Origin of the sequence: Pseudomonas multiresinivorans, from assembly GCF_012971725.1 — a bacterium.
Classification (GTDB): Bacteria; Pseudomonadota; Gammaproteobacteria; order Pseudomonadales; family Pseudomonadaceae; genus Pseudomonas; species Pseudomonas multiresinivorans.
The window spans coordinates 5,010,021-5,033,154 of sequence record NZ_CP048833.1 but is presented as its reverse complement, the minus strand read 5'-3'; the positions used below and the strand labels follow the sequence as shown (position 1 = coordinate 5,033,154).

At 66.2% G+C, this 23,134-nt stretch carries 24 protein-coding genes; 12 read left to right on the top strand and 12 right to left on the bottom strand.

The annotated features are described in order from the left end of the window. Positions 1 to 19: 19 nt before the first annotated feature. Positions 20 to 901, top strand: a complete 882-nt coding sequence (locus G4G71_RS30280; protein WP_420826027.1) for a methyl-accepting chemotaxis protein — start codon at positions 20 to 22, stop codon at positions 899 to 901. Here the strand turns inward: G4G71_RS30280 and G4G71_RS23055 are convergent. Beyond that, the gene (locus tag G4G71_RS23055; protein WP_169940466.1) at positions 869 to 2,617 is read right to left on the bottom strand and encodes a SulP family inorganic anion transporter; all 1,749 of its coding nucleotides are present in this window, start codon (positions 2,615 to 2,617) and stop codon (positions 869 to 871) included. The two genes, G4G71_RS30280 and G4G71_RS23055, sit on opposite strands and share 33 nt — an antisense overlap. Before the next feature lie 462 nt (positions 2,618 to 3,079). Continuing rightward, on the bottom strand, positions 3,080 to 4,084 hold the full coding sequence (locus tag G4G71_RS23050) for an NADP-dependent oxidoreductase (protein WP_169940464.1): 1,005 nt from the start codon (positions 4,082 to 4,084) through the stop codon (positions 3,080 to 3,082). Between the two features lie 227 nt (positions 4,085 to 4,311). Here G4G71_RS23050 and G4G71_RS23045 point away from each other — a divergent pair, with 227 nt between their 5' ends. Both G4G71_RS23045 and G4G71_RS23040 read left to right on the top strand, forming a co-directional pair. Then, on the top strand, positions 4,312 to 5,073 hold the full coding sequence (locus G4G71_RS23045) for an SDR family oxidoreductase (protein WP_169940462.1): 762 nt from the start codon (positions 4,312 to 4,314) through the stop codon (positions 5,071 to 5,073). A 331-nt stretch (positions 5,074 to 5,404) separates the two neighbouring features. After that, positions 5,405 to 6,295, top strand: a complete 891-nt coding sequence (locus G4G71_RS23040) for a bile acid:sodium symporter family protein (RefSeq protein WP_169940460.1) — start codon at positions 5,405 to 5,407, stop codon at positions 6,293 to 6,295. Positions 6,296 to 6,446: 151 nt separating this feature from the next. On the opposite strand, the gene G4G71_RS23035 is transcribed toward G4G71_RS23040, so the two are convergent. The 3 genes from G4G71_RS23035 to G4G71_RS23025 are packed head-to-tail and all read right to left on the bottom strand — an operon-like array spanning position 6,447 to position 9,471. Further along, positions 6,447 to 7,610 (bottom strand): AAA family ATPase, encoded by a 1,164-nt coding sequence (locus G4G71_RS23035; RefSeq protein WP_169940458.1) that lies wholly within the window; start codon positions 7,608 to 7,610, stop codon positions 6,447 to 6,449. Positions 7,611 to 7,657: 47 nt separating this feature from the next. After that, a complete protein-coding gene (locus G4G71_RS23030; RefSeq protein ID WP_169940456.1) occupies positions 7,658 to 8,857 on the bottom strand; it encodes a benzoate/H(+) symporter BenE family transporter in 1,200 nt (399 codons plus the stop codon). An 11-nt stretch (positions 8,858 to 8,868) separates the two neighbouring features. Next, the gene (locus tag G4G71_RS23025; RefSeq protein ID WP_169940454.1) at positions 8,869 to 9,471 is read right to left on the bottom strand and encodes a LysE family translocator; all 603 of its coding nucleotides are present in this window, start codon (positions 9,469 to 9,471) and stop codon (positions 8,869 to 8,871) included. Positions 9,472 to 9,744: 273 nt separating this feature from the next. Here G4G71_RS23025 and G4G71_RS23020 point away from each other — a divergent pair, with 273 nt between their 5' ends. Beyond that, entirely contained in the window at positions 9,745 to 10,386 is a 642-nt protein-coding gene (locus G4G71_RS23020) for a hypothetical protein (protein ID WP_169940452.1), read from the top strand. On the opposite strand, the gene G4G71_RS23015 is transcribed toward G4G71_RS23020, so the two are convergent. Beyond that, positions 10,383 to 10,823 carry a MarR family winged helix-turn-helix transcriptional regulator gene (locus G4G71_RS23015; RefSeq protein ID WP_169940450.1) on the bottom strand — a complete coding sequence of 147 codons (441 nt, stop codon included), beginning with the start codon at positions 10,821 to 10,823 and terminating at the stop codon, positions 10,383 to 10,385. The two genes, G4G71_RS23020 and G4G71_RS23015, sit on opposite strands and share 4 nt — an antisense overlap. 82 nt (positions 10,824 to 10,905) lie before the next feature. On the opposite strand from G4G71_RS23015, the gene G4G71_RS23010 reads away from it, so the two are divergent. The 4 genes from G4G71_RS23010 to G4G71_RS22995 all read left to right on the top strand — a co-directional run bounded on the left by G4G71_RS23010 (position 10,906) and on the right by G4G71_RS22995 (position 14,449). Beyond that, on the top strand, positions 10,906 to 12,063 hold the full coding sequence (locus G4G71_RS23010) for an aminotransferase-like domain-containing protein (protein ID WP_169940448.1): 1,158 nt from the start codon (positions 10,906 to 10,908) through the stop codon (positions 12,061 to 12,063). Positions 12,064 to 12,073: 10 nt separating this feature from the next. Continuing rightward, positions 12,074 to 12,676 carry a glutathione S-transferase family protein gene (locus tag G4G71_RS23005; protein ID WP_169940446.1) on the top strand — a complete coding sequence of 201 codons (603 nt, stop codon included), beginning with the start codon at positions 12,074 to 12,076 and terminating at the stop codon, positions 12,674 to 12,676. 365 nt (positions 12,677 to 13,041) lie between these two features. Then, positions 13,042 to 13,503, top strand: coding sequence for a bacteriohemerythrin (locus tag G4G71_RS23000; protein ID WP_054908446.1), 462 nt, complete (start codon positions 13,042 to 13,044; stop codon positions 13,501 to 13,503). Positions 13,504 to 13,600: 97 nt separating this feature from the next. Continuing rightward, the gene (locus G4G71_RS22995) at positions 13,601 to 14,449 is read left to right on the top strand and encodes a cache domain-containing protein (RefSeq protein WP_169940444.1); all 849 of its coding nucleotides are present in this window, start codon (positions 13,601 to 13,603) and stop codon (positions 14,447 to 14,449) included. A 62-nt stretch (positions 14,450 to 14,511) separates the two neighbouring features. Here the strand turns inward: G4G71_RS22995 and folE are convergent, their stop codons facing one another. The 4 genes from folE to G4G71_RS22975 all read right to left on the bottom strand — a co-directional run bounded on the left by folE (position 14,512) and on the right by G4G71_RS22975 (position 16,908). Next, entirely contained in the window at positions 14,512 to 15,057 is a 546-nt protein-coding gene (folE, locus tag G4G71_RS22990) for a GTP cyclohydrolase I FolE (RefSeq protein ID WP_024765420.1), read from the bottom strand. Between the two features lie 132 nt (positions 15,058 to 15,189). Further along, on the bottom strand, positions 15,190 to 15,747 hold the full coding sequence (locus tag G4G71_RS22985) for a Smr/MutS family protein (protein WP_169940442.1): 558 nt from the start codon (positions 15,745 to 15,747) through the stop codon (positions 15,190 to 15,192). Positions 15,748 to 15,817: 70 nt separating this feature from the next. Continuing rightward, entirely contained in the window at positions 15,818 to 16,138 is a 321-nt protein-coding gene (locus G4G71_RS22980; RefSeq protein ID WP_045208670.1) for a hypothetical protein, read from the bottom strand. A 173-nt stretch (positions 16,139 to 16,311) separates the two neighbouring features. Beyond that, positions 16,312 to 16,908 (bottom strand): cysteine hydrolase family protein, encoded by a 597-nt coding sequence (locus G4G71_RS22975; protein ID WP_024765423.1) that lies wholly within the window; start codon positions 16,906 to 16,908, stop codon positions 16,312 to 16,314. Positions 16,909 to 17,088: 180 nt separating this feature from the next. Between G4G71_RS22975 and prmB the strand changes: the two genes are divergently transcribed. Next, positions 17,089 to 18,003 (top strand): 50S ribosomal protein L3 N(5)-glutamine methyltransferase, encoded by a 915-nt coding sequence (prmB, locus tag G4G71_RS22970; protein ID WP_169940440.1) that lies wholly within the window; start codon positions 17,089 to 17,091, stop codon positions 18,001 to 18,003. Positions 18,004 to 18,220: 217 nt separating this feature from the next. Here prmB and G4G71_RS22965 read toward each other — a convergent pair whose 3' ends face one another. After that, on the bottom strand, positions 18,221 to 19,003 hold the full coding sequence (locus tag G4G71_RS22965; RefSeq protein ID WP_169940438.1) for a hypothetical protein: 783 nt from the start codon (positions 19,001 to 19,003) through the stop codon (positions 18,221 to 18,223). A gap of 49 nt (positions 19,004 to 19,052) precedes the next feature. Beyond that, positions 19,053 to 20,084 (bottom strand): alpha/beta hydrolase, encoded by a 1,032-nt coding sequence (locus G4G71_RS22960; RefSeq protein WP_169940436.1) that lies wholly within the window; start codon positions 20,082 to 20,084, stop codon positions 19,053 to 19,055. Positions 20,085 to 20,206: 122 nt separating this feature from the next. Here G4G71_RS22960 and aroC point away from each other — a divergent pair, with 122 nt between their 5' ends. Genes aroC through G4G71_RS22945 form a run of 3 tightly spaced genes read left to right on the top strand, consistent with a single transcriptional unit; the run spans position 20,207 to position 23,124 of the window. Next, positions 20,207 to 21,298: a chorismate synthase gene (aroC, locus tag G4G71_RS22955; protein ID WP_169940434.1), complete on the top strand. Its 1,092-nt coding sequence runs from the start codon at positions 20,207 to 20,209 to the stop codon at positions 21,296 to 21,298. A 55-nt stretch (positions 21,299 to 21,353) separates the two neighbouring features. Further along, on the top strand, positions 21,354 to 22,514 hold the full coding sequence (locus G4G71_RS22950; RefSeq protein WP_169940432.1) for an MFS transporter: 1,161 nt from the start codon (positions 21,354 to 21,356) through the stop codon (positions 22,512 to 22,514). After that, positions 22,498 to 23,124, top strand: a complete 627-nt coding sequence (locus tag G4G71_RS22945; RefSeq protein ID WP_169940430.1) for a methylthioribulose 1-phosphate dehydratase — start codon at positions 22,498 to 22,500, stop codon at positions 23,122 to 23,124. The genes G4G71_RS22950 and G4G71_RS22945 overlap by 17 nt, the downstream gene beginning before the upstream one ends. Positions 23,125 to 23,134 lie beyond the last annotated feature (10 nt).

Sequence of the window (23,134 nt, the reverse complement as noted above, 5' to 3'; positions counted from 1 at the left end):
GGATGAGGTCGGCCAACTGATGGGCGCGGTGGGCAGCATGGCCGACAGCCTGCGCGGCATTGTCAGCCGGCTCAGCAATGGCGTGGGGCAGATCACCGCGTCGGCGCAGGCGCTGTCCAGCGTCACCGAGCGCACCCAGCACGGGGTGAACTCGCAGAAGGCCGAGACCGACCAGGTTGCCACGGCGATGAACCAGATGGCGGCCACCGTGCATGATGTCGCGCGCAACGCCGAGGAAGCCGCCAGTTCCGCCGAACAGGCCGATGGCAAGGTCGCCAGCGGGCAGGATGTGGTGCGCCAGACCCTTGGCCGCATCGAGCAACTGGCCGACGCCGTGCGCGCGGCTACCGAAAGCATCGAGCAGCTCGGCCGCGAGAGCCAGAGCATCGGCAGCGTGCTGGTGGTGATCAAGAATGTCGCCGAGCAGACCAACCTGCTGGCGCTCAACGCCGCCATCGAGGCGGCGCGGGCCGGCGAGCAGGGCCGGGGCTTTGCCGTGGTGGCCGACGAGGTGCGGGCGCTGGCGCGGCGCACCCAGCAGTCCACCGCCGAAATCGAGACGCTGATCGCCGCCCTGCAGAGCGGCGCGACCACGTCGGTCCAGCGCATGCAGCGCAGTCACGCGTTGGTGGAGATGACCGTGGGTGACGCGGTACAGACCGAGGCCGCGCTGGGCAACATCGCCTCGGCGGTGGCGGTGATCCACCAGATGAACCAGCAGATCGCCGCCGCCTCCGAACAGCAGAGCGCGGTCGCCGAGGAAATCAGCCGCAGCGTCACCAGCATCCGTGGCATCGCCGACGAATCGGCGCAGGCCATGGAGTCCACCGCATCGTCCAGCGTCGAGCTGGCGCAGCTCAGCCGCGAGCTACAGGGGCTGGTGGGGCAGTTCCGGCTGTGACGCCGCTGCGGCGCGCTCGCCCGCTTCCTGTTCACGCTTGCGTTGCTGGTGCCAGCGCCGGTAGGCATTGACCCCTGCCCGTACCGAGCTGAAGACCAGCGGCGGCTTCACTTCGCCCAGCAGTTGCGAGCGTTTGAGCAGGGCCAGCGTTTCGCCGGTGACCCGCGCCAGCGACAGGTAAACGCCCTGGGCCTCCAAGGTCTGCTGCACTTCGCGTAGCGTGGTCAGGCCGCTGATGTCCAGGTTGAGGATGCCTTCGGCGTTGAGCAGAACGGCACGGGCGTTCGGCGTCTGGGCCACCACCTCGAGAATGCGTTGCTTGAAGTAGTCGGCATTGAAGAACAGGATCGGTGCGTCGAAGCGGTAGATCACCAGCCCCGGCAAGGTGCGCGCGTTGGGGTATTGCTCGATTTCCACCTGGCCGTCGATGCCGTGCACCCAGCCCATCACCGCGTCGTGCGGGCGGTAGGTGAGATAGAGCAGGCGCAGCAGGGCCAGCATGATGGCGACGAAGATGCCGGGCAGTACGCCGACGCTGAGCACGCCGACCGTGGTCAGCACGCACAGGCCGAACTCGAACCGGCTCAGCGCCCAGAAACCGCGCAGTGCGCGGAAGTCGATCAGGCCCCAGCCGGCCATCAGCAGCACCGCGCCCAGCGCTGGCATCGGCACCCAGCCCAGCGGCTTGCTGAACAGCAGCAGGACCACGCCGATCACCAGGGCGGCGACCACGCCGACCATCTGGCTCTTGCCGCCGACCATGTCGTTCACCGCGGTACGCGAGTCGGCACCGCTGATGACGAAGCCCTGGGAAATCCCCGCACCGATGTTGGCCATGCCCAGCGCCATGAACTCGTGGTTGGCGTCGATGGCATAGCCGTGGCGAGCGGCAAAGCTGCGGGCGGTGAGCATCGCGCTGCAGAAGCTGACGATGGTGATGCCCATGGCATCGCGGAACAGGCTGCCGGCCTCCTCGACGCTGGTCTTCGGCCAGGTCAGGTGGGGCAGGCCTTGCGGCACCTCGCCCAGCAGCTTGATGCCGTACTGATCCAGGCCGAACAGGGCGGCGATGACCGAGGCGAACAACACGCCGATCAGCGCGCCGGGAATCTTCGGGTAGCGACGTGGCAGCAGAATCATCAGCGCCAGGGTGCCGACGCCCAGCGCCAGCGTCGGCAGGTGCGTATCGGCGAGGTTGCGCACCAGGGCGATCAGACCGCGGACGAAGCCGCTGGTCTCGCTGTGGTAGCCGAGTATCTTGCCGAGCTGGCCGGCGATCAGGCTCAGGCCGATGCCGTTGAGATAGCCCACCAGGGTGGGGCGCGACAGGAAGCTGGCGACGAAGCCGGCACGCGCGAAACCGGCGGCGATGGACAGCGCGCCCACCAGCACCGCGACGATCATCGAAAGTTGCAGCAGCCGCTCCGGATTGCCCGCCGCCAGGGGAGTGATGGCCGCCGCGACCATGGCGGCGGTGGCGGCGTCCGGGCCGACCATCAGTTGCCGCGAGCTGCCGACAATGGCGTAGATCAGCATCGGCAGGATGCACGCGTAAAGCCCGACCTGCGGCGGGAAGCCGATGATCTGCGAGTAAGCGATGGCAGTGGGAATCTGCACCGCAGCCACCGATAGGCCAGCCTGAATATCGCGCGGCAGCCAGTCGGAACGGTAGTGCAGCAGGCTGTCCAGACCGGGCAGCCAGCGGGCGAGGGACATCGGGGATCTTCCTTGGAATCGGCCAAGGGAAATCCTAGCTGGAAAGGCGCTTCAGAGCTTGTCGGAAATCATCGAGATAGAGGGCGGAAAGCCATGCCAGCCTCTGCAGGCAACTTCAGTGCAAGGTTTACCCCTCACCCCAACCCTCTCCCAGAGGGAGAGGGGGTCGAGTGTGCCGGCTGATGCGGCGGTTTCAGTTCCCTCTCCTTCAGGAGCGGGGCGCGCAGCCAGGGCCAGGGGGCATGGGCTGTTGATCTTGCAGGACCGAGGGGGACGCCTAATCCTTGCTCGCGAACCCGCCCGGCACCGGTGTCGCCGGCAAGAGCGTTCGCGAGCAAGCTCGCTCCTACAAGGTTGCCGGCTGCCCGCCGATGCTCGGCTTCGGGTAGGAGCGGACTCTGTCCGCGATTGGCGCGCGTCGCGCCGGAGACCATCGCGGACGAAGTCCGCTCCTACGGCGCCTCAGACCTTGAGCACCAGCTTGCCGAAGTTCTCGCCGCTGAACAGCTTGGCCAGGGTCTCGGGGAAGGTTTCCAGGCCCTCGACGATGTCTTCCTTCGATTTCAGCTTGCCTTCGCCGATCCAGGTCGCCATGTCCTTGAAGCCTTCCTGGAAACGGTGGGCGTAATCCATCACCACCATGCCCTCCATGCGCGCGCGGTTGACCAGCAGCGACAGGTAGTTGGCCGGGCCGCGCACGGCTTCCTTGTTGTTGTACTGGCTGATCGCGCCGCAGATCACCACCCGCGCCTTGGGCGCCAGGCGGGCCAGCACGGCGTCGAGGATGTCGCCGCCGACGTTGTCGAAGAACACGTTCACGCCCTTGGGGCACTCGCGCTTGAGGCCGGCATTGACGTCCTCGGCCTTGTAGTCGATGGCGCCGTCGAAGCCCAGTTCATCGATCAGGTAGCGGCACTTGTCGGCGCCACCGGCGATGCCGACCACGCGGCAGCCCTTGATCTTGGCGATCTGCCCGACCACGCTGCCCACCGCGCCGGCGGCGCCGGAGACGACCACGGTATCCCCAGCCTGGGGCAGGCCGACGTCGAGGAAGCCGAAGTAGGCGGTCATGCCGGTCATGCCCAGCGCCGAGAGGTACAGCGGCAGCGGCGCGCGCTGGCTGTCGACCTTGTAGAAGCCCTTCGGCTCGCCGAGGAAATAATCCTGCACGCCGAGGGCGCCGTTCACTTCGTCGCCGACCTTGAAGTCCGGGTGCTGCGAGGCGACCACCTTGCCCACGCCGAGGGCGCGCATCACGTCGCCGATGGCTACCGGGGCGATGTAGGACTTGGCGTCGTTCATCCAGCCGCGCATGGCCGGGTCCAGCGACAGGTACTGGTTCTTCACCAGGATCTGCCCCGGACCAGGTTCGCCGACCGGGGTTTCCACATAGGCGAAGGTGTCGCGGGTGGCGGCGCCGACCGGGCGCTGGGCAAGCTGGAACTGGCGGTTGATCTGGGCAGACATGGCAGTGGACTCAGTCAGGGGAAAGCCTAGGTGATAGTCCGCCTGCCGCGCCGGGGCAAGTTCCGTCCGCCGGAGGAATGTTCGCCCATCGGTTCCAGTGATCCGGATTTGCAGGAATCATCATCGCCATGGATGCAGGAACGTCGCCCCGCCTGATAGTGCTTCGCGCCGCTGGAGCGCTGGCTAGACTGCGACGGTTATTTCCCAAACCGCTTCGAGGTTCGCTCATGAGTCAGCTGCTTTCCGGCCAGGTTGCCCTGGTCACTGGCGCCGGTAACGGTATCGGCCGTGCCACCGCCCAGGCCTTTGCCCAGCAGGGCGTGAAGGTCGTGGTTTCCGACGTTGACGCCAAGGGCGGCGAAGCTACCGTCGAGCTGATCCGCGCCGCCGGTGGCGAGGCCACCTTCATCCGTTGCGACGTGACCCGCGACGCCGAGGTCAAGGCGCTGGTGGAAGGCACCGTAGCCGCCTACGGCCGCCTGGACTACGCCTTCAACAATGCCGGTATCGAGATCGAGAAGGGCAAGCTCGCCGACGGCGAGGAGAGCGAGTTCGACGCCATCATGGGCGTCAACGTCAAGGGCGTCTGGCTGTGCATGAAACACCAGATCCCGGTGATGCTGGAGCAGGGCGGTGGCGCCATCGTCAACACCGCCTCGGTCGCCGGCCTGGGCGCCGCACCGAAGATGAGCATCTACGCGGCTTCCAAGCATGCGGTGATCGGCCTGACCAAGTCCGCCGCCATCGAGTACGCGAAGAAGAAAATCCGCGTCAACGCCGTCTGCCCGGCGGTGATCGACACCGACATGTTCCGCCGCGCCTATGAGGCTGACCCGAAGAAAGCCGAATTCGCCGCCGCCATGCACCCGGTGGGCCGCGTCGGCCGCGTCGAGGAAATCGCCAGCGCGGTGCTGTACCTGTGCAGCGACCACTCAGGCTTCACCACGGGCGTCGCGCTGCCGGTGGATGGCGGGGCGACGGCGATCTGATCCTCGCGGTGCAACCCCGAGCGCAGATCATCTCGTAGGAGCGGACTCCGTCCGCGATGGGGTGCCGGCTAGCTCGGAGCGGCGGGGAATCGATCGCGGATAAATCCGCTCATACGCAGCCGTTGATCGCGGCATCAACGTGCAGGAGCGGGCGATGCCCGTGATCGCGAGTATGGCCCGCTCCTAAACCGTCCCATCCGCAAGATCCCATCCCGTTCGCTACAAGTCTTTGCATTCTGTTACAGGATGAAGTGGTTTTGGCCTGCAAGGCCAGTTACAAGCGCCCAAGAGGCCGAAACAATCGGCCCACCCCAGTTGGAGAATAATGACAATGACCAACGATCCCTTGCTGACGCTTTTCATGCCCATCGCCCTGGGCATCATCATGCTGGGCCTCGGCCTGTCCCTGACCGTCGCCGACTTCGCCCGCGTGGTGCGCTATCCCAAGCCGGTGCTCATCGGCCTGGTCTGCCAGATCATCCTGCTGCCTCTTGCGTGCTTCCTCATTACCGTCGGCTTTGCCCTCGAAGCCGCGCTGGCCGTGGGCATGATGCTGCTCGCCGCATCCCCCGGCGGCACCACCGCGAACCTCTACAGCCACCTGGCCCACGGTGACGTGGCGCTGAACATCACGCTGACCGCGGTGAACTCGGTGATCGCCATCCTCACCATGCCGCTGATCGTCAACATGTCCCTGCTGTACTTCATGAACGACGGCCAGACCATCCCGCTGCAATTCGGCAAGGTGCTTCAGGTGTTTGTCATCGTCCTGGGGCCGGTAGCCATCGGCATGATCGTGCGGCGCCTGCTGCCGAGCGTGGCGGCGGCGCTGCAGAAACCGGTAAAGATCCTCTCGGCGCTGCTGCTGGCGGTGATCATCGGCGTGGCCGTGACCAAGGATTGGCAGACTTTCCTGGCCTACGCCCCCATCGTCGGCGCCGCCGCCCTGAGCTTCAACCTGCTGAGCCTCGCCGTGGGCTACTGGGTGCCACGCCTGCTCAAGCTGTCCAAGCCGCAGTCCATCGCCATTGGCATGGAGATCGGCATCCACAACGGCACCCTGGCCATTGCCCTGGCGCTCAGCCCGATGCTGCTGAACAACAGCACCATGGCGATTCCGGCGGCGATCTACGGCGTGCTGATGTTCTTCACCGCCGGCATCTTCGGCTGGTGGGTCAGCCGTGGCGTGGCCAAGAGCGCACCGGAGCAGGCGCCCGCCTGATTCGCTACTGCACCCGCCATCGGGTGTCCATGGTTCTCGTGAGCGTAGGAGCGGACTCCGTCCGCGATGGTTTTCCCTTCGCTCCGAGCTGCCCGGTTGTCCATCGCGGACAAAGTCCGCTCCTACGCCATACTGTTGCCTGACTCCGAGCTCAATCCGCCCAATGCCACGCCGGGGCATCGAACATGCCCTGGTCGCGGATGCGCGTCTGGCCCAGTTCCTTGTCCAGGTGCAGGCAGTTGCACTCGGGGTGTTCCTCCAGCGTGGCGATCAGCCGGCTGGCGTGGGATACGACCCAGACCTGGGTGTGTTTCGACGCCTCGATGATCAACCGCCCCAGCGCCGGCAGCAGGTCCGGGTGCAGGCTGGTTTCCGGCTCGTTGAGCACCATCAGCGACGGCGGGCGCGGGGTGAGCAGGGCGGCGACCAGCAGCAGGTAGCGCAGGGTGCCGTCGGAGAGTTCGGCGGCGCTCAATGGGCGCAGCAAGCCGTGTTGCTTCAGCGCCACGGCGAAGCGCCCGCCAAGCTGGCAATCGATCTGTAGTTCGGCGCCCGGGAAGGCGTCGCTGATGGCGGCTTCCAGGGCATTGGCATCGCCGATTTCCCGAATCGTCTGCAGCGCGGCGGCCAGGTCGCGGCCGTCGTGGTGCAGCACCGGCGTGCGGGTGCCCAGTTGCGGTTGGCGCGCCGGGGCGTCGGCGTCGGTACGGAAGTGGTCGTAGAAGCGCCAGCCGCGAATCTGGTCGCGTAGCAGCAGTGCTTCGGGGCAGTCCGAACCGCTGCCGATCTGGGTGAACAGGCTGTCGAAGGTCGGGATGTGCTGTTCCAGCACCTGCCAGCTGCGGCCTTCGCGGGCGCGCAGCATGGGGCCGTTGCGTTCCACCAGCTGCGAAGCGGGGCGATACCAGGGACCCGCCCAGATGCTCTCGTGCTTGATCTCCGGGTCCAGGCCGAAGGCGCTGACCACCGGTGGTGGCGGCAGGCCGAGGGCGATGGCGTAACCGAAGTCCTCGCCGGCGAAGCCCAGGCGCAGGCGCTTCACCTCGTTGCGCGGGCCACCCTGGACTTCCACTTCGCCCGAGCGCATGCGCCGCGAGTGGCTTTCCGGGCCGGCCCAGAAGGTGGACTCCAGCCCGCCTTCGCGCGCCAGGGCGTTCACTACGCCGCCCTGCGCGGTCTCGGCGAGCAGGCGCAGGGCACGGTAGAGGTTGGACTTGCCGCTGCCGTTGGCGCCGGTGATCAGGTTCAGCCGGCCCAGCGGCAGCACCAGCGAGTTGATCGAGCGGTAATTGGCGACGGCCAGGGTGTGCAGCATGCGGGCGATCCGGTTCGGGCAAACGCCCGCATGCTAGCAGAAGGGTCTTACAGCGCGCGGCGCCAGTTCAGTACCAGCTGTGTCAGCAGGCCCGCGACCAGGCCCCAGAAGGCGGAACCCACGGAGAACAGGGTGAACCCCGAGGCGGTGACCAGGAAGGTGACCATCGCCGCTTCGCGCTGGCGCGCATCGGCCATGGCGTTGGTCAGACCATTGGTGATCGAGCCGAGCAGCGCCAGCGCAGCGATCGACAGCACCAGCGCCTTGGGCAGCGCAGCGAACAGCGCCGCCAGGGTGGCGCCGAAGATGCCGGCGATGCCGTAGAACAGTCCGCACCAGAGCGCGGCGGTGTAGCGCTTGTGCGGGTTCTCGTGGGCTTCCGGGCCGGTGCAGATCGCCGCGCTGATGGCCGCCAGGTTGATGCCGTGGGAGCCGAAGGGCGCCAGCAGCAGCGAGGCGATGCCGGTAGTGGAGATCAGCGGCGAGGCGGGCACCTGGTAGCCGTCGGCGCGCAGTACGGCGAGCCCCGGCATGTTCTGCGAGGCCATGGCGACGATGAACAGCGGGATGCCGATGCTGATGGTGGCGGCCAGCGAGAAGCTCGGCGTGGTCCATACCGGGCGGGCGATCTCCAGCTGGAAGTGGCTGAAGTTGAGCAGGCCGAGGAAACCGGCCAGGGCGACGCCAACCAGCAGCGCAGCGAACACCGCATAGCGCGGCGACAGGCGCTTGGCGATCAGGTAGCTGACGAACATCGCCACCACCAGCGCCGTCTGCTGCTGCGCGGCGTTGCAGATCTCGATACAGATGCGGAACAGCACGCCGGCCAGCAGCGCCGAGGCCAGCGAGCCGGGCACCTGGCGCATCAGGCGGTCGAAGCTGCCGGTGACGCCGCAGATCGTGATCAGTGCGGCGCAGACGATGAACGCGCCGATGGCCTCGCCATACGGCACGCCGGGCAGGCTGCTGATCAGCAGCGCCGCGCCGGGGGTGGACCAGGCGATGACGATGGGCGTGCGGTAGCGCAGGGTCAGCCCGATGGTGGTCAGGGCCATGCCGATGGACAGCGCCCAGATCCACGAGGAAATCTGCGCGGTGCTCAGCCCCGCGGCCTGGCCGGCCTGGAACATCAGCACCAGCGAGCTGGTGTAGCCGGTGAGCATGGCGACGAACCCGGCGACGATGGCGGCGGGGGAGGAGTCGGCCAGCGGGCGCAGGCGCGTGGAGGCGGGAGTGGTTTCAGTCATGCGAGGTTCCATCAGGCACGGGTGAACAGCGGGTAGAGCGAAGCGACCAGCAGGATTGCCATGCCGACATTGAACAGGCGCAGCCGCAGCGGGTCTTCCAGCCAGCGCCGCAGCAGGCTGCCCAGTATGGTCCAGACGCCCACGCTGGGCAGGTTGACCACGGCGAACAGGGTGGCGATCAGCACCACGTTGCCGATCCAGCTGTTGGCCGGCAGGTAGGTGGCGATGGCGCCCACGGCCATCACCCAGGCCTTGGGGTTGACCCACTGGAAGGCGGCGGCCTGGAGGAAGGTCATGGGTTTGGCGGCGTTCTCGCCTTTCGCTTCGGGCGCGCCGGAGCGGGCAATCTTCCATGCCAGGTACAACAGGTAGGCGCCTCCGGCGTAGCGCAGCGCCGTGTAGGTCGCCGGGAAGCGCTCGAACAGCTGGTGCAGGCCCAGGCCCACGGCGACCACCAGCAGCAGGAAGCCGATGCTGATGCCGAGCATGTGCGGAATGGTGCGGCGCACGCCGAAGTTCACGCCCGAGGCCAGCAGCATCATGTTGTTGGGGCCGGGGGTGATGGAGGTGACGAAGGCGAACAGCACGAAGGCGCCGAGGAGTTCGAGGGGCATGGTGGGGTACCGGTCTTGTTCTGGGAGCTACTTTTTCTGGAGCTTTGCGCCGGGGGTATCCCTCTCCCTAACCCTCTCCCTGAAGGGAGAGGGTTAGGGAGAGGGCTCGCCCCACGCAGGATCTCAATTGGAACCAGACTAATCCTGCCAACGCGGGGCTGTCCCATAACAGCCAGCCGCCGAGTGGCCCGTACAGTACGAGCGGCAGTGGCATGCGCGGAAGTGCGCCGGTATGGTGCGGGAGAGCCGTACAACTGATGGAAGTTCGCCACCATGGAACAGAATCCCTACGCCGCCCCCAAGGTCGAGCTGGTGGATCAGAGCGCTCCGGGGGCATTCCTCGCCGGGCGCTGGAACCCAGGCCACCTGCGCCTGCTCGGTGGCCTGAGCCTGGCGCTGCTGCTGTGCAATGTGGTGCTGTTCGTCCTGTCCTTCGCGGCCGCGGTGCATGAATCGACCACCTGGCAACGCTACGAACTCTGGATCGGTGTGCTCAGCACGGTGCTCGGCTGCTTCCTGCTGTGGCGCACCCGCAATTTTCTCGAGGATCGCTTCAACGCCCGCGGGCTGGGTTGGCCCGTGCGGCTGTCGATCGCCATAGCGCTGGTGATGCAGGTCTACAGCCTGATCTTCGATGAGCAGCTCAGCGGCGAATTCAATGGTGCGCTGATGGGCTTCATGGGCCTGTTCGTGCCCACCGGCATCGTCACCCTCTGGTATGGCATCCGTCTGTTGAAGATCGAACTGCCGTACCCATCGGTGAAGGTCATGGGCTGGTTGGAGGTCACGTCAGGCGTGTGCCTGCTCAGTGTCCTGCTGTTCCTGCCCGGCACCGCGCTGGCGATGGCCAGCCTGCTGCCGCTGGCGCTGATGTTCCTGCGTGCCGCTCGCGAGCTGGAGGGGACTGCCCGCTAGTCGTCCTGCGTGTGGGCGATAGCCTGGTTCACTGCCAGCCAGCCTTTCACCGCTTCTTCTCCGGCCTCGCCGAAGGCGCGCTGCAGCAAGCGTTCCTGCTCGCGGCGCAGGGCCTTTTCCAGCTTGCCGCCTTCGCCCGTCAGCTCCAGCAGGCGCCGGCGCTTGTCGTTGTCGCAGGCTTCGCTGCGGATCAGTTCGCGCTCGAGCAACTGGCGCAGCGGCACGTTCAGCGCCTGCTTGGTCACGCCCAGGGCGGCCAGCAGCTGGCTGACGCTCAGTCCCGGATTGCGCGCGATGAAGAACAGGATGCGGTGGTGCACCCGGCTCAGCCCGCGACGGGCGAGCATCTCGTCGGGTTTCGCGGTGAAGGCCCGGTAGCTGTAGAAGAAGGCCTGGATCGCTTCGAGTTGCAGGCTGTTTTTTGTTAGGTCAGGCATATTGACGTATCCGTCCCGGGCGTCGTAGCTTCGGTCAAGCAGTTTGACTCATTCTTCCGTGCTCCCGCTACCGGTGACCCCCATGGCCTTCTCCGAACGCATCGCCCGACTGAAAAGCTCTCTGATCCGTGAAATCCTCGCCGCGGCGCAGCGCCCGGAGGTGATGTCCTTTGCCGGCGGCCTGCCCGCCGAGCCGATGTTGCCGAAGGTGAACTGGGACGACATGCCGGCGAGCATGGGCCAGTACGGCATGAGCGAAGGGGAGCCGGCGCTGCGCGAGGCCATCGCCGCCGAGGCGCGAGCGTTGGGCGTGCCCTGCGAAGCGAGCCAGGTATTGATCGTCAGCGGTTCGCAGCAGACGCTGGACCTGGCCAGCAAGCTGTTCATCGATCCGGGTACCGAGGTATTGCTTGAAGCACCGACCTATCTCGCCGCGCTGCAGGCCTTCCAGCTGTTCGGCGCGAACTGCCTGACCGTACCGCTGGGCGCCGAGGGCCCGGATGTCGCCGCGCTGCGCCAGCGCCTGCAGACCAGCAAGCCGGCCTTCGCCTACCTGATCCCGACTTTCCAGAACCCGTCCGGCGTGCGCTACAGCGAGCAGCGCCGCGACGAGGTGGCCGCCGTGCTCGACGAGTTCGGCGTGACCCTGATCGAGGACGAGCCTTACCGCGAGCTGGTGTTCGATGCGGGCGCCGCGACCCCGCTGGTCAGCCGCCTGAAGAAATCCAGCTGGATCTACACCGGCACCGTCTCCAAGACGCTGTTGCCGGGGCTGCGCGTGGGCTTCCTGATCGCCACGCCGGACCTGTTCCCGCACCTGCTGCGCCTGAAGCAGTCCGCCGACCTGCATACCAACCGCGTCGGCCAGTGGCAGGCACTGCAATGGTTCGGCACCGAGGCCTATCGCGGCCACCTGGCCGAGCTGCGCGATTTCTATCGCATTCGCCGCGACGCCATGCAGCAGCAACTGGAGGAGCATTTCGCCGAGCTGGCGGAGTGGAATGTGCCCCAGGGCGGCTTGTTCTTCTGGCTCAAGCTCAAGCAGCCGCTGGATACCCGTACACTGCTGGACGCGGCGTTGGCGCAGAACGTGGCCTTCATGCCGGGCGAGCCTTTCTTCACGCAACCGGATGCCAATCCCGGCTATTTGCGGCTTAACTTCAGCCACGTGGCGCCGGAACGTGCCGGCGAAGGTTTGCGCCGCCTGGCGACGGTCATCCGCGAAGCCCAGGCCCAATGAGGAGATGAGCATGTACACCGTCTACGGCGATCGACTGTCCGGCAACTGCTACAAGGTTAAGCTGGCCCTGCACCTGCTCGGCCTGCCTTACCAGTGGCGCGAGATCGATATCCTCAAGGGCGAGACGCAGACCGCCGAGTTCCTGGCGATGAACCCCAACGGCAAGGTGCCTGTGCTGCAGCTGGAAGATGGCACCTGCCTGTGGGAGTCCAACGCCATCCTCAACTTCCTCGCCGATGGCAGCGATCTCCTGCCGCGTGAGCCGCGCCTGCGCACCCAGGTGCTGCAATGGCAGTTCTTCGAGCAATACAGCCATGAGCCCTACGTGGCGGTGGCGCGTTTCATCGAGTTCTACCTGGGCCTGCCCGAAGAGCGCCGCGAGGAATACGCGCGCTGCCAGAAGGGCGGTTACAAGGCGCTGAAGGTGATGGAAAAGCAGCTGCAGCAGACGCCTTACCTGGTGGGGGACCAGTACTCCATCGCCGACATCACCCTGTATGCCTACACCCATGTGGCGCACCAGGGCGGCTTCGACCTGTCGAACTTCCCGGCGATCAATGCCTGGCTGGCGCGGGTGGCGGACCATCCGCGGCACGTGGGGATGCAGGACTGAGCATCACGCCCGGCCATTGAAAACGCCGCTTCCCTGGAAGCGGCGTTTTTCGTTGTGCGCCGAGCTTTTTGTAGGAGCGAGCTTGCTCGCGAACAAATTACCCGGCCACGCTGGCGTTGGACGGTTCGCGAGCAAGCTCGCTCCTACAGGTCGAACCGCGCCTTGGCACTGAAAGCCGGCAATTTGCCATCAGATGAATCCGAAAAACCGCTCTAAACCGCGGATTCCGGCGCTTTGGGGTTGACCAGCATCATGGCGGCGTTTTGTCGCCCTCCCTAATCTGGACGGGCTGCCATGCGGGACGTACCGATGTGGCCGGGCGCGAGCGGCAGGCAGTGTCGTCGCCCGGCGTGGGGAGGGGAAAGATGGCCTATCTGGTCTGGCAGGCGGATCTCGACACCGGGATCGGAGTGATCGACGCGCAGCACAAACGCATCGTCGAAATGATCAACCAGCTGCACGAGGCCCAGGCCCATCACGACCGAGCCATGCTCGGCGGCGTGATCGAGGAACTGGTCGACTACACCATCTCGCACTTCGCCTTCGAGGAGACGCTGCTGGAGGATTCCGGCTACCAGTTCACCCGTGCGCACAAGAAGGTCCACGAACTCTTCATCAAGCGCGTTTCCGACTACCGCCAGCGCTTCGACGCCGGCGAGGACGTCGCCGAGGAACTCAAGGGCCTGCTCGGACGCTGGCTGTTCAACCATATCCGCAATGACGACGCCAACTACGTGGAGTCGGTGATGGCCAGCATGCACGAGCTGACCCGCGACCAGAGCCACGGTGGCTGGCTGTCGCGCTCGATGAAGCGATTCTTCGGCTGAATTTTCAGTCACTTCGGCGGTGAATGCCGACGCGAAACCCCTTCGGCTGACTATGCTCTGTGCACAACTAAAAGCAATGCCACGGGGGTATTCGCGCATGAAGACGCTGTTGAAGTCACTGCTGCTGCTTTCTTTCCTGTCGTCCTTCCCATTGTTCGCCGCCCAGCCGACGACCTCGTCGACCGACGACCAGCGCGCCAAGGCGTTGCTGTCCAAGGCGGTGGCTGCCTACAAGCAGGACGGCGACAAGGCCTTCGCCGCGTTCAGCCGCCAGGGCGAATTCGTCGACGGGGACCTGTATGTGTTTGTCGTGGACAGCAAGGGCACCATGCTTGCCAGCGGCGGGCCGTCGGTGGTGCTGATTGATCGGGATGTGTCGACCACACTCGATCCGTCGTTGCAGAAGCAGTTTGCGCAGGCGCTGAAATCGCCGGAGACCGGCAAGGTGCAACAGGCCGACTACCGCTGGAAGAACTGGGCGGACGGCAAGGTCGAGCGCAAGCACGTCTATTACCAGCGCGTGGGCGAGCGCTTCCTCGCGGTGGGCTACTACATCCCGCGCGCGTCGGCGCAGCAGGCGGCGGCCATGCTGGACAAGGCGGTGAAGGCCGTCGAGGCCGATCCGCAGGGCACCTTCAAGAAGATCACCGCGCGCGATCCCGCGTTTATCCAGGATGACCTCTACGTCTTCGTCGTCGACCTGGATACCTCGAAATTCGTCGCCCATGGCTTCAACACGCGCATGGTCGGCACGGACTTCGATTCGCTCAAGGACACAGGCGGCAACCCGATCGGTCATGCCATGCTGGAACTGGCCAGGTCCAAGGGCGAGGCGGAATTCGAGTACCAGTGGCGCAACCCGGTGACCAGCAAGGTGGAGAACAAGCACGCCTTCCTGCGCAAGGCCGGCCACTACCTCGTTGCTGTGGGTTACTACACGCGCTGATTGCAGCGATTCACAGGCACAAAAAACCGGCCCGAGGGCCGGTTTTTTCATGGCAGCGGCTGTCAGCGGATCAGGCTGAGGAACTCGCTGCGGGTGGCGGCGTTCTCGCGGAACTCGCCGAGCATCACCGAGGTGACCATGGAGGAGTTCTGCTTCTCCACACCGCGCATCATCATGCACATGTGCTTGGCCTCGATGACCACGGCCACGCCCAGCGCGCCGGTGACCTGCTGGACCGCCTCGGCGATCTGCCGCGACATGTTTTCCTGGATCTGCAGGCGGCGGGCGTACATGTCGACAATGCGCGCGACCTTGGACAGGCCCAGTACCTTGCCGTTGGGGATGTAGGCGACGTGGGCCTTGCCAATGAACGGCAGCAGGTGGTGTTCGCACAGCGAGTAGAGCTCGATGTCCTTGACCAGCACCATCTCGCTGTTGTCGGAGCTGAACAGGGCGCCGTTGACGATCTCCTCCAGCGTCTGCTGGTAGCCGCGGCAAAGGTACTGCATGGCTTTGGCGGCGCGCTTGGGCGTGTCCACCAGGCCTTCGCGGGTGACGTCCTCACCGAGCTGGCTGAGGATCGCGGAGTAGTTTTGTTCCAGGGACATGATCTACCTGTGGCAATGACAAAAATAAAAACCGTGGCGCAGGGTAGGGCGCTCAGCCTTGGCTGGCAAGGCCCGAGCGCCGGTTGGCGCGTTATGGCAGGCGGATTGTCGCCGGGTGCGGGCGCAGGGCTTTTACTCGTCGCGGCCTTCGAGCATGTTGCGCCGTAGCATCACGTAAATGGCGCCGGTACCGCCGTGGCGCGGCAGGCAGGAGGTGAAGCCGAGTACCTGCGGGTGCTGGCGCAGCCAGGTGTTCACATGGCTCTTCACCATCGGGCTGCGGCCGTCGATGCGCGCCGCCTTGCCGTGGGTAACGCGGACGCAGCGGATCTCGAAGCGCGTGGCTTCGGCGATGAAGTCCCAGAGGGTTTCACGGGCCGTTTCGATCTTCATGCCGTGCAGGTCGAGGCTGCCTTCGAAGCTGATCTGGCCGGCCTTGAGCTTGCGTATCTGGCCTTCCTGGACACCGTCGCGGGCCCAGTAGAGCTCGTCCTCGGGGCCGACGTCGATGACGAACTGGTCGGAGAGACCGTCGACCCGGATGTTCTCGGTGCGTACGGTCGCGTTCTGTCGCAGCTCCTTGAGCTGCTTGCGGTCGGCCTTGGGTTTGCCGGTGTCGGCTTGGTCCACGGTGATCCGCCTGACGCCGCGCATCTCGCTGGCGAATTGGGAAAAATCGTCGTCTTGCATGCGCACCTCCTCAAACAGCCGCGCAGTCTAACGGATCGCGCCGGTCCTGCGGAAATGCGCCGTACGGGGATCAGTCGCGGCGCTTCATCAGCCGGGGCGACAGGCTCAGGCCTTCGCGGCCACGGGCGCGGCGGCGCGCGGCGCGCCAGAAAGTGACGCCCAGCCACAGGCAGAACAGCCCGATTACCAGCAGCACAGCACCGGCGCCCGGTTCGATGTGCAGCACGCCCACCGCGGGCTGGCGACGGAGCAGGGCGGCGACGCCGGCCATGGCGGACAGGATGCCGAAGGTAGCGATTACCGCGGCGATCGCAGCGGCGAAGCGCCAGCGCCAGCGGCCCGGACGCTTCGGGCGCAGGCTGGGTGGATCGAATTTATCGGTCATCTTCATCCCGACTTCCTCATCTATTGAACGAGGCTATGACCGGTGGGGAGGGGTGGGGTTCCAACCCCAGGGTCGGGAAGCGCGGCGAACCCGCTGGATGAGCGGGTTCGCGGGCTATCGCGCCTAAGCTGAGCCTAACCCCGGGCGCTTGTCGTTGCCGCCCGTCGGGACGAATGGCTTCAGACCAGCGCCTGGGCCTGTGCGACCACGGCGGCGAAGTTGTCGCCCAGGGCGGCGATTTCGGCGCGGTGCAGGTCGCGCGCGGCGAGCACGCCGCCTTCGGGGGTGGGAATGTCGCGGGTGGCGCAGGCGGCATCCACCAGGGTGCAACGGTAGCCGTAGTCCTTGGCGGCGCGGACGGTGGTGCTGATGCTGGAGTGGGTCATGAACCCGCAGACGATCAGGTCCAGGCGGCCGCCGGCCTGCAGGCGGTCATGCAGGTCGGTGCCGGCGAAGGCGTTGGGCAGGCGCTTGTCCACCACCACCTCGCCCGGCAGCGGAGCCAGTTCGGGCAGGAAGCGACCGCGCGGGCCCTGCGGGTCGAGGAGGCCGCCGACCACGCCCAGGTGGTGCACGTGGACGATGGGAGTGCCCATGGCCCGGGCCGTCTCCAGCAGCAGGCGAATCTGTGCCACCGCGGCATCCAGGTCAGGCAGGGCCAGTACGCCACTGCGGTACTCCTCCTGGGCATCGATGATCAACAGAGTGCTCTGGCGCAGGGTGGCCGGCGGATATCCGCGCCCACTGATCTGCAGCATGCTGAGCGGAAGGGACATGTCACGACTCCTGTAAATGCATGTTCACTCATTGTGGGCCGTAACGCGTCCGCTGTGAATCTTTGCGAACTCGCGCCAAAGTGGTAATGGCATTCTTTGGCGGAACGGGCTGGAAAGCCCCCGGAGTGTCCGCGTTCCGCTAGAATGCGCCCCTTTTTGCGAGCTGCGAGGACTGCTGCCGTGACCGAATCTCGTTTGCTGACCCTGCGTGACCACATTCGCTGGGCCGTCAGCCGCTTCCACGCCGAGGAGCTGTTCTTTGGCCACGGTACCGACAACGCCTGGGACGAAGCCCGCCAGCTGGTGCTGGGCGCGTTGCACCTGCCCTGGGAAATGGCTGATGCCTACCTGGACTGCCGCCTCGAGGACGAGGAGCGCGACTACCTGATGCACCTGCTGCGCCGGCGCATAGAGGAGCGCGTGCCCACCGCCTACCTGTTGGGCGAAGCCTGGTTCTGCGGCATGCCATTCGTGGTGGACGAGCGCGTGCTGGTGCCGCGCTCGCCTATCGCCGAACTCATCGAACGTCGCTTCGAGCCCTGGCTGGCGGCCGACCCTGCACGAATCCTCGACCTGTGCACCGGCTCGGGCTGCATCGGCATCGCCTGCGCCAGCGCCTTCCCGGAATCCGAAGTGGTGCTGGGCGACCTGTCGTTCGATGCCCTGGAAGTGGCCAATATCAACATCGAGCGCCACGAGCTGGGCGAGCGCGTCTACACCGTGCAGGGCGACGGCTTCGAAGGCCTGCCGGGCCAGCGTTTCGACTTGATCGTGTCGAACCCTCCCTATGTCGACGCCGAAGATTTCGCCGACATGCCCGCCGAATACCACCACGAGCCGGAGCTGGGCCTGGCCTGCGGCAACGACGGCCTGGACCTGGTCCGGCGCATGCTGGCCGAGGCAGCGGACCACCTGACCGAGCGCGGCACGTTGGTGGTGGAGGTGGGCAACAGCCAGGTACATGTGGCAGCGCTCTACCCGGAAGTGGACTTCACCTGGCTCGACTTCGAGTACGGCGGCCACGGGGTATTCCTGCTCTCGGCGCAGCAGTGCCGCGAGCATCAGGAGCTGTTCAGGGCGCGGGTGAAGGCCTGATCCGCTCCAAGGGTGGGCTGAATCTGTAGGAGCGAGCTTGCTCGCGAACGGATTTACCGGTTGGTCCGGCGCTTGGTCGGTTCGCGAGCAAGCTCGCTCCTACAAAGGAATGCTTCGGCGTGGGGCTCAGCCCATCGCGGAGGTCGGCTTTGGGTAGGAGCGGACTTCGTCCGCGATTGCCCACCGGCCGCGCCGATCGATCGGAGGCGCGTGCACGCTAGTGCGTGGCAATCCAGATCAGCAATCCCGCCTGGAACACGGCGAACACCGTCAGGCAGGCGATGGTGAAGCGCAGGCTGGTGTCGTCGCGGCGGAAAGTCTCGATGCGCTGCTCCAGCCGGCGGATCTCGTTGGACTGGGTGGCGAGGTTCTGGTCAGCCTGCTCCAGCATCGAGCCGGCTTCCAGCAGCGGGAGTATCTGCACCTTGTCCTTGTGCCAGTCGTCGTACAGCTCGCTGACCCGGCCGACGCTGTAGCGCGCCTTCAGTAGCCGCGAATCCTCGTAGATCACGTCGAAGCCCTGGGCGCGCAGGAAGTGGTCGCGGCGCTGCCGGGCCTCTTCATTGGGCGCGTCCTTCATCGCCAGCGCGCCGCCCTCGACACGGTAGTGCGACCACTTCTTTTTCGCCCAGGCCACTCCCTGGGCCAGCAGGAATCGCCCCAGGCCGCGGTTCAGCGGTTCGGTGGTGAAGCCCGAGTCAGCGCCGAAGCGCACTTCCTTGTTGCGGTGGTCCGCCCAGACCTCCAGCAGGTTCACTTCCTTGCGCAGCACCTGGCCGGGCACCTGCACGGTCAGCCGCAGCAGGCTTTGCTCGCCGTTGTGGCGTTCCACCCGGCCCAGTTGCACGAAGCGCAGCGGCCGCGCGCCAGTGGTGCGGTCGGTGGGCAGCGGCGCCAGGCGCAGCAGGCGATAGTGTTCCGGCGCCAGGTCCGCCCAGGGGTGCGGGCGGGCGGCGGCGCTCTCGTCGGCGGCGACGGCGGTCTGTTCGGCTTCGGTCATGGAGGTCTACCTCGGGGCCTGGCGGGCGTGGCCAGGGCTCTCCCGTGGTTTATCGACGCACCGGCGGATTTCTTGAGACGTTCGCTCCAGATTCCGCCGCATTTTCGGCAAGCGTACTGCCGGGCAGGCTCGGCGCGTGCCGGATGAAAGTCGTGATGCGCTGCACCAGCTCGCGGGCCAGCGGCAGGTTGGGGTTGTTGTAGGAGGCGAGCTGCTGCGGACCGCTGGTCGGAACGATGCGCAGGATGTGGTTCATCCCCGAGATCAGGTGGAATTCGCTGTCGGGCTTGGCGCGCTTGAGCGCCTGCGCATCCTCGACGCCGACCTGGATATCGTTGGTTCCCTGCAGGATCAGCGTCGGCAATTTCAACTTGGCGAAGGCGCGGGCCGGGTCCTGGCGGAACAGCGAGATCAGGTAGGGCTGCACGCTGGGGCGGAAAAGCACTTTCAAGGGCTCCGGCACCTTGGGCTGCAACTGTCCGGCTTGCAGGCCGTCGATCAGTTGGTCAGCCTGGGCGAGCAGGGGCGGCGGCAGGCGGGCTTGCAACTGCTCGCGCAATACGTCGCCGATGGGGCGGGCGCTGCCGGCCAGGGAAACCAGCGCTTCGGCGTGGGATTGCGGCGCGGCGAGGCTGGCGATCAGCGCGCCCTCGCTGTGGCCGATGAGAATCTGCCGGCCGAAGCGCGGGTCGTGGGCCAGCTTGTCGCTCCAGGCCACCACGTCGCTGACGTAGGCTTCAACGCTGAGTTCTTCCTCACGCGGCGCGGCCGGCAGGCTGCGGGCCACGCCGCGCTTGTCGTAGCGTACGCTGGCAATGCCGTTTTCTGCCAAGGCCTCGGCCAGTTTGCGCAGGTAGGCGTTCTGCCCACCCTCGGGGTTATTGCCGTCGCGGTCGGTGGGGCCGGAGCCGGCGATCAGCAGCGCTACTGGCGGAGGAGTATCGCCCTGGGGCAGCAGCATCGTCCCGCGCAGCACGCCGTGGCCGGTGTCCAGGTCATAGGGACGCTGCAGGATGCTGGTGGGGGCGGCCTGGGCGATGCTGGTGATGAAACAGAAGAAGAGCAGGGCGAGACGGCGCATCGAAGACTTCGCGATGGGGCTGATGGCGCTTTGATCCTCGCGGGCGGCGAAGGTTCGCAGGGCGGATTGACGCAGGTATACTGCTCGGCCTTTTCGATACCAGTCTTTTCGCGGAGCCTCGCATGTCCGGCAACACTTACGGCAAGCTGTTCACCGTCACCACCGCTGGCGAAAGCCACGGCCCGGCGCTGGTCGCCATCGTCGACGGCTGCCCGCCCGGCCTGGAGATTTCCCTGGAAGACCTGCAGCGCGACCTGGACCGCCGCAAGCCCGGCACCAGCCGCCACACCACGCAGCGCCAGGAAGACGACGAGGTGGAAATCCTCTCCGGCGTGTTCGAGGGCAAGACCACCGGCACCCCGATCGGCCTGTTGATCCGCAACACCGACCAGAAGTCCAAGGACTACTCGGCGATCAAGGACCTGTTCCGCCCGGCCCACGCCGATTACACCTACCACCACAAGTACGGTATTCGCGACTACCGTGGTGGCGGCCGTTCCTCGGCGCGCGAGACCGCCATGCGCGTGGCCGCCGGCGCCATCGCCAAGAAGGTCCTGGCGGGCATGGGCATCAGCGTGCGCGGCTACATGAGCCAGCTCGGCCCGATCGAAATCCCCTTCAAGACCTGGGACAGCGTCGAAGGCAACGCCTTCTTCAGCCCCGACCCGGACAAGGTGCCGGAGCTGGAGGCCTACATGGACCAGCTGCGCCGTGACCAGGATTCGGTTGGCGCGAAGATCACCGTGGTCGCCGAAGGCGTGCCGCCGGGCCTGGGCGAGCCGATCTTCGACCGCCTGGACGCCGAACTGGCCCACGCGCTGATGAGCATCAACGCGGTGAAGGGCGTGGAAATCGGCGCCGGCTTCGCCAGCGTCGCCCAGCGCGGCACCGAGCACCGCGATGAGCTGACCCCGGAAGGCTTCCTGTCGAACAATGCCGGCGGCATCCTTGGCGGTATTTCCAGCGGCCAGCCGATCGTCGCCCACCTGGCGCTCAAGCCGACTTCCAGCATCACCACCCCCGGCCGTTCCATCGATGTGGACGGCAACCCGGTGGACGTCATCACCAAAGGCCGCCACGACCCGTGCGTGGGCATCCGTGCAACCCCTATCGCCGAGGCGATGATGGCCATCGTGCTGCTCGACCACCTGCTGCGCAATCGCGCGCAGAACGCCGACGTGAAGGTCGGTACCCCGGTTCTCGGCCAGCTTTGACCGACCTGAGCCTTCCGCGAGCCAGCCGGTTCGCGGAAGGTTCGTCGCGCCGCCGATGACTCAGGTTCCCTACTGGCGGCTGTCCAGTTTCTACTTCTTCTATTTCTGCCTGCTGGGCGGGACGGCGCCGTTCCTCGCGCTGTATTTCCATCACCTGGGGTTCTCCGCGCCGCGCATCGGTGAACTGGTGGCGATCCCCATGCTGATGCGCTGCATCGCACCCAACCTGTGGGGCTGGTTGGGCGACCGCAGCGGCCAACGGCTGGCCATCGTGCGCTTTGGCGCGGTTTGCACAGCGTTATGCTTCGCCGGCATCTTTCTCGACCACAGCTATGCGTGGCTGGCGCTGATCATGGCCGGGCACGCGTTCTTCTGGCACGCGGTGCTGCCGCAGTTCGAAGTCATCACCCTGGCGCACCTGAGCGGGCGCACCGAAAGCTACAGCCGCATCCGCCTGTGGGGCTCCATCGGTTTCATCTGCACCGTGGTCGGCCTGGGCTGGCTGTTCGAGTTCGCCAGCCTGGACGCCTATCCGCTGGCGCTGCTGGCGATCATGCTCGGCATCGTCGGCGCCAGTTGGTGGGTGCCGAACGCCCAGCCACCGGCGCGGCAGGATGAGGCCAGCGCGGGCGGTTTCCTCCAGCAACTGCTCAAGCCCGGCGTGCTGGCCTTCTACCTGTGCGTGTGCCTGATGCAGCTGTCCCACGGCCCGTACTACACCTTCCTGACCCTGCACCTGGAAGCGCTCGGCTACGCCCGCGGGCTGATCGGCCAGCTCTGGGCGCTGGGCGTGGTCGCCGAGGTGCTGCTGTTCCTGGTCATGCCGCGACTGCTCAAGCGCTTTTCCCTGCGCCAGGTGCTGGCGGCGAGCTTCCTGCTCGCGGCCTTGCGCTGGCTGCTGCTGGGCACTTTGGCCGGGTACCTGCCGGTGCTGCTGTTTGCCCAGTTGCTGCACGCGGCGACCTTTGGCAGTTTTCACGCCGCCGCCATTCATTTCGTCCAGCGCAGTTTCCAGGCGCGCCAGCAAGGGCAGGGCCAGGCGCTTTACGCCGCGCTGGCCGGCACCGGTGGCGCGCTCGGCGCGCTTTACTCCGGCTACAGCTGGGGTAGCCTTGGCCCCGCCTGGACTTTCGCCATCGCCAGCGTGGCTGCGCTGGCCGCCGCCTTCATCATCTGGACCCGTCTGAACGAGGACCCGCATGAACGACACCCGTGAACAGCTGACCCAACAGATCATCGAGGCCGGCCGTTTCCTCTATGGCCGTGGCTGGTCGCCGGCGACCAGTAGCAACTATTCCGCGCGTCTGGCCGCTGACCGTGCGTTGCTCACCGTGTCCGGCAAGCACAAGGGCCAACTCGGCGTCGACGACGTGCTGGAAACCGACCTCGCCGGCAACAGCCTGGAAACGGGCAAGAAACCCTCGGCGGAAACCCTGCTGCACACCCAGCTCTACGCCTGGCGCCCGGAGATCGGTGCGGTGCTGCACACCCATTCGGTCAATGCCACCGTGCTGTCGCGCCTGACTGTGGGCGACCGCCTGGAGCTGGAAGACTACGAACTGCAGAAGGCCTTCGCCGGCGTCAGTACCCACGAGGGCCGCGTCACCGTGCCGATCTTCGACAATGACCAGGACATCGCCCGCCTCGCCGCCAAGGTACAACCCTGGCTCGATGCGCATCCGGACTGCCCCGGTTACCTGATCCGCGGCCACGGCCTGTACACTTGGGGCCCACGCATGGCCGATGCCCTGCGCCAGATCGAAGCCTTCGAATTCCTCTTCGAATGCGAACTGAAAGTACTGAGCCTTCGCGGCGGCACGCGCTGAGCGAACCCGG

What these genes read in the sequence shown, in the direction of transcription:
- G4G71_RS22975 (WP_024765423.1), bottom strand. Translation starts at nt 16,908, where the DNA reads ATGTCCCTTCCGCTCAGCATGCTGCAGATCAGTGGGCGCGGATATCCG.
- G4G71_RS23050 (WP_169940464.1), bottom strand. Translation starts at nt 4,084, where the DNA reads ATGTCTGCCCAGATCAACCGCCAGTTCCAGCTTGCCCAGCGCCCGGTC.
- G4G71_RS23035 (WP_169940458.1), bottom strand. Translation starts at nt 7,610, where the DNA reads ATGCTGCACACCCTGGCCGTCGCCAATTACCGCTCGATCAACTCGCTG.
- G4G71_RS22980 (WP_045208670.1), bottom strand. Translation starts at nt 16,138, where the DNA reads ATGAAGATGACCGATAAATTCGATCCACCCAGCCTGCGCCCGAAGCGT.
- G4G71_RS23055 (WP_169940466.1), bottom strand. Translation starts at nt 2,617, where the DNA reads ATGTCCCTCGCCCGCTGGCTGCCCGGTCTGGACAGCCTGCTGCACTAC.
- aroC (WP_169940434.1), top strand. Translation starts at nt 20,207, where the DNA reads ATGTCCGGCAACACTTACGGCAAGCTGTTCACCGTCACCACCGCTGGC.
- G4G71_RS23020 (WP_169940452.1), top strand. Translation starts at nt 9,745, where the DNA reads ATGGAACAGAATCCCTACGCCGCCCCCAAGGTCGAGCTGGTGGATCAG.
- G4G71_RS22995 (WP_169940444.1), top strand. Translation starts at nt 13,601, where the DNA reads ATGAAGACGCTGTTGAAGTCACTGCTGCTGCTTTCTTTCCTGTCGTCC.
- G4G71_RS23025 (WP_169940454.1), bottom strand. Translation starts at nt 9,471, where the DNA reads ATGCCCCTCGAACTCCTCGGCGCCTTCGTGCTGTTCGCCTTCGTCACC.
- G4G71_RS23010 (WP_169940448.1), top strand. Translation starts at nt 10,906, where the DNA reads ATGGCCTTCTCCGAACGCATCGCCCGACTGAAAAGCTCTCTGATCCGT.
- G4G71_RS22945 (WP_169940430.1), top strand. Translation starts at nt 22,498, where the DNA reads ATGAACGACACCCGTGAACAGCTGACCCAACAGATCATCGAGGCCGGC.
- G4G71_RS22960 (WP_169940436.1), bottom strand. Translation starts at nt 20,084, where the DNA reads ATGCGCCGTCTCGCCCTGCTCTTCTTCTGTTTCATCACCAGCATCGCC.
- G4G71_RS22950 (WP_169940432.1), top strand. Translation starts at nt 21,354, where the DNA reads ATGACTCAGGTTCCCTACTGGCGGCTGTCCAGTTTCTACTTCTTCTAT.
- G4G71_RS30280 (WP_420826027.1), top strand. Translation starts at nt 20, where the DNA reads ATGGGCGCGGTGGGCAGCATGGCCGACAGCCTGCGCGGCATTGTCAGC.
- G4G71_RS23005 (WP_169940446.1), top strand. Translation starts at nt 12,074, where the DNA reads ATGTACACCGTCTACGGCGATCGACTGTCCGGCAACTGCTACAAGGTT.
- G4G71_RS23015 (WP_169940450.1), bottom strand. Translation starts at nt 10,823, where the DNA reads ATGCCTGACCTAACAAAAAACAGCCTGCAACTCGAAGCGATCCAGGCC.
- G4G71_RS23040 (WP_169940460.1), top strand. Translation starts at nt 5,405, where the DNA reads ATGACCAACGATCCCTTGCTGACGCTTTTCATGCCCATCGCCCTGGGC.
- folE (WP_024765420.1), bottom strand. Translation starts at nt 15,057, where the DNA reads ATGTCCCTGGAACAAAACTACTCCGCGATCCTCAGCCAGCTCGGTGAG.
- G4G71_RS23000 (WP_054908446.1), top strand. Translation starts at nt 13,042, where the DNA reads ATGGCCTATCTGGTCTGGCAGGCGGATCTCGACACCGGGATCGGAGTG.
- G4G71_RS23030 (WP_169940456.1), bottom strand. Translation starts at nt 8,857, where the DNA reads ATGACTGAAACCACTCCCGCCTCCACGCGCCTGCGCCCGCTGGCCGAC.
- G4G71_RS23045 (WP_169940462.1), top strand. Translation starts at nt 4,312, where the DNA reads ATGAGTCAGCTGCTTTCCGGCCAGGTTGCCCTGGTCACTGGCGCCGGT.
- G4G71_RS22965 (WP_169940438.1), bottom strand. Translation starts at nt 19,003, where the DNA reads ATGACCGAAGCCGAACAGACCGCCGTCGCCGCCGACGAGAGCGCCGCC.
- G4G71_RS22985 (WP_169940442.1), bottom strand. Translation starts at nt 15,747, where the DNA reads ATGCAAGACGACGATTTTTCCCAATTCGCCAGCGAGATGCGCGGCGTC.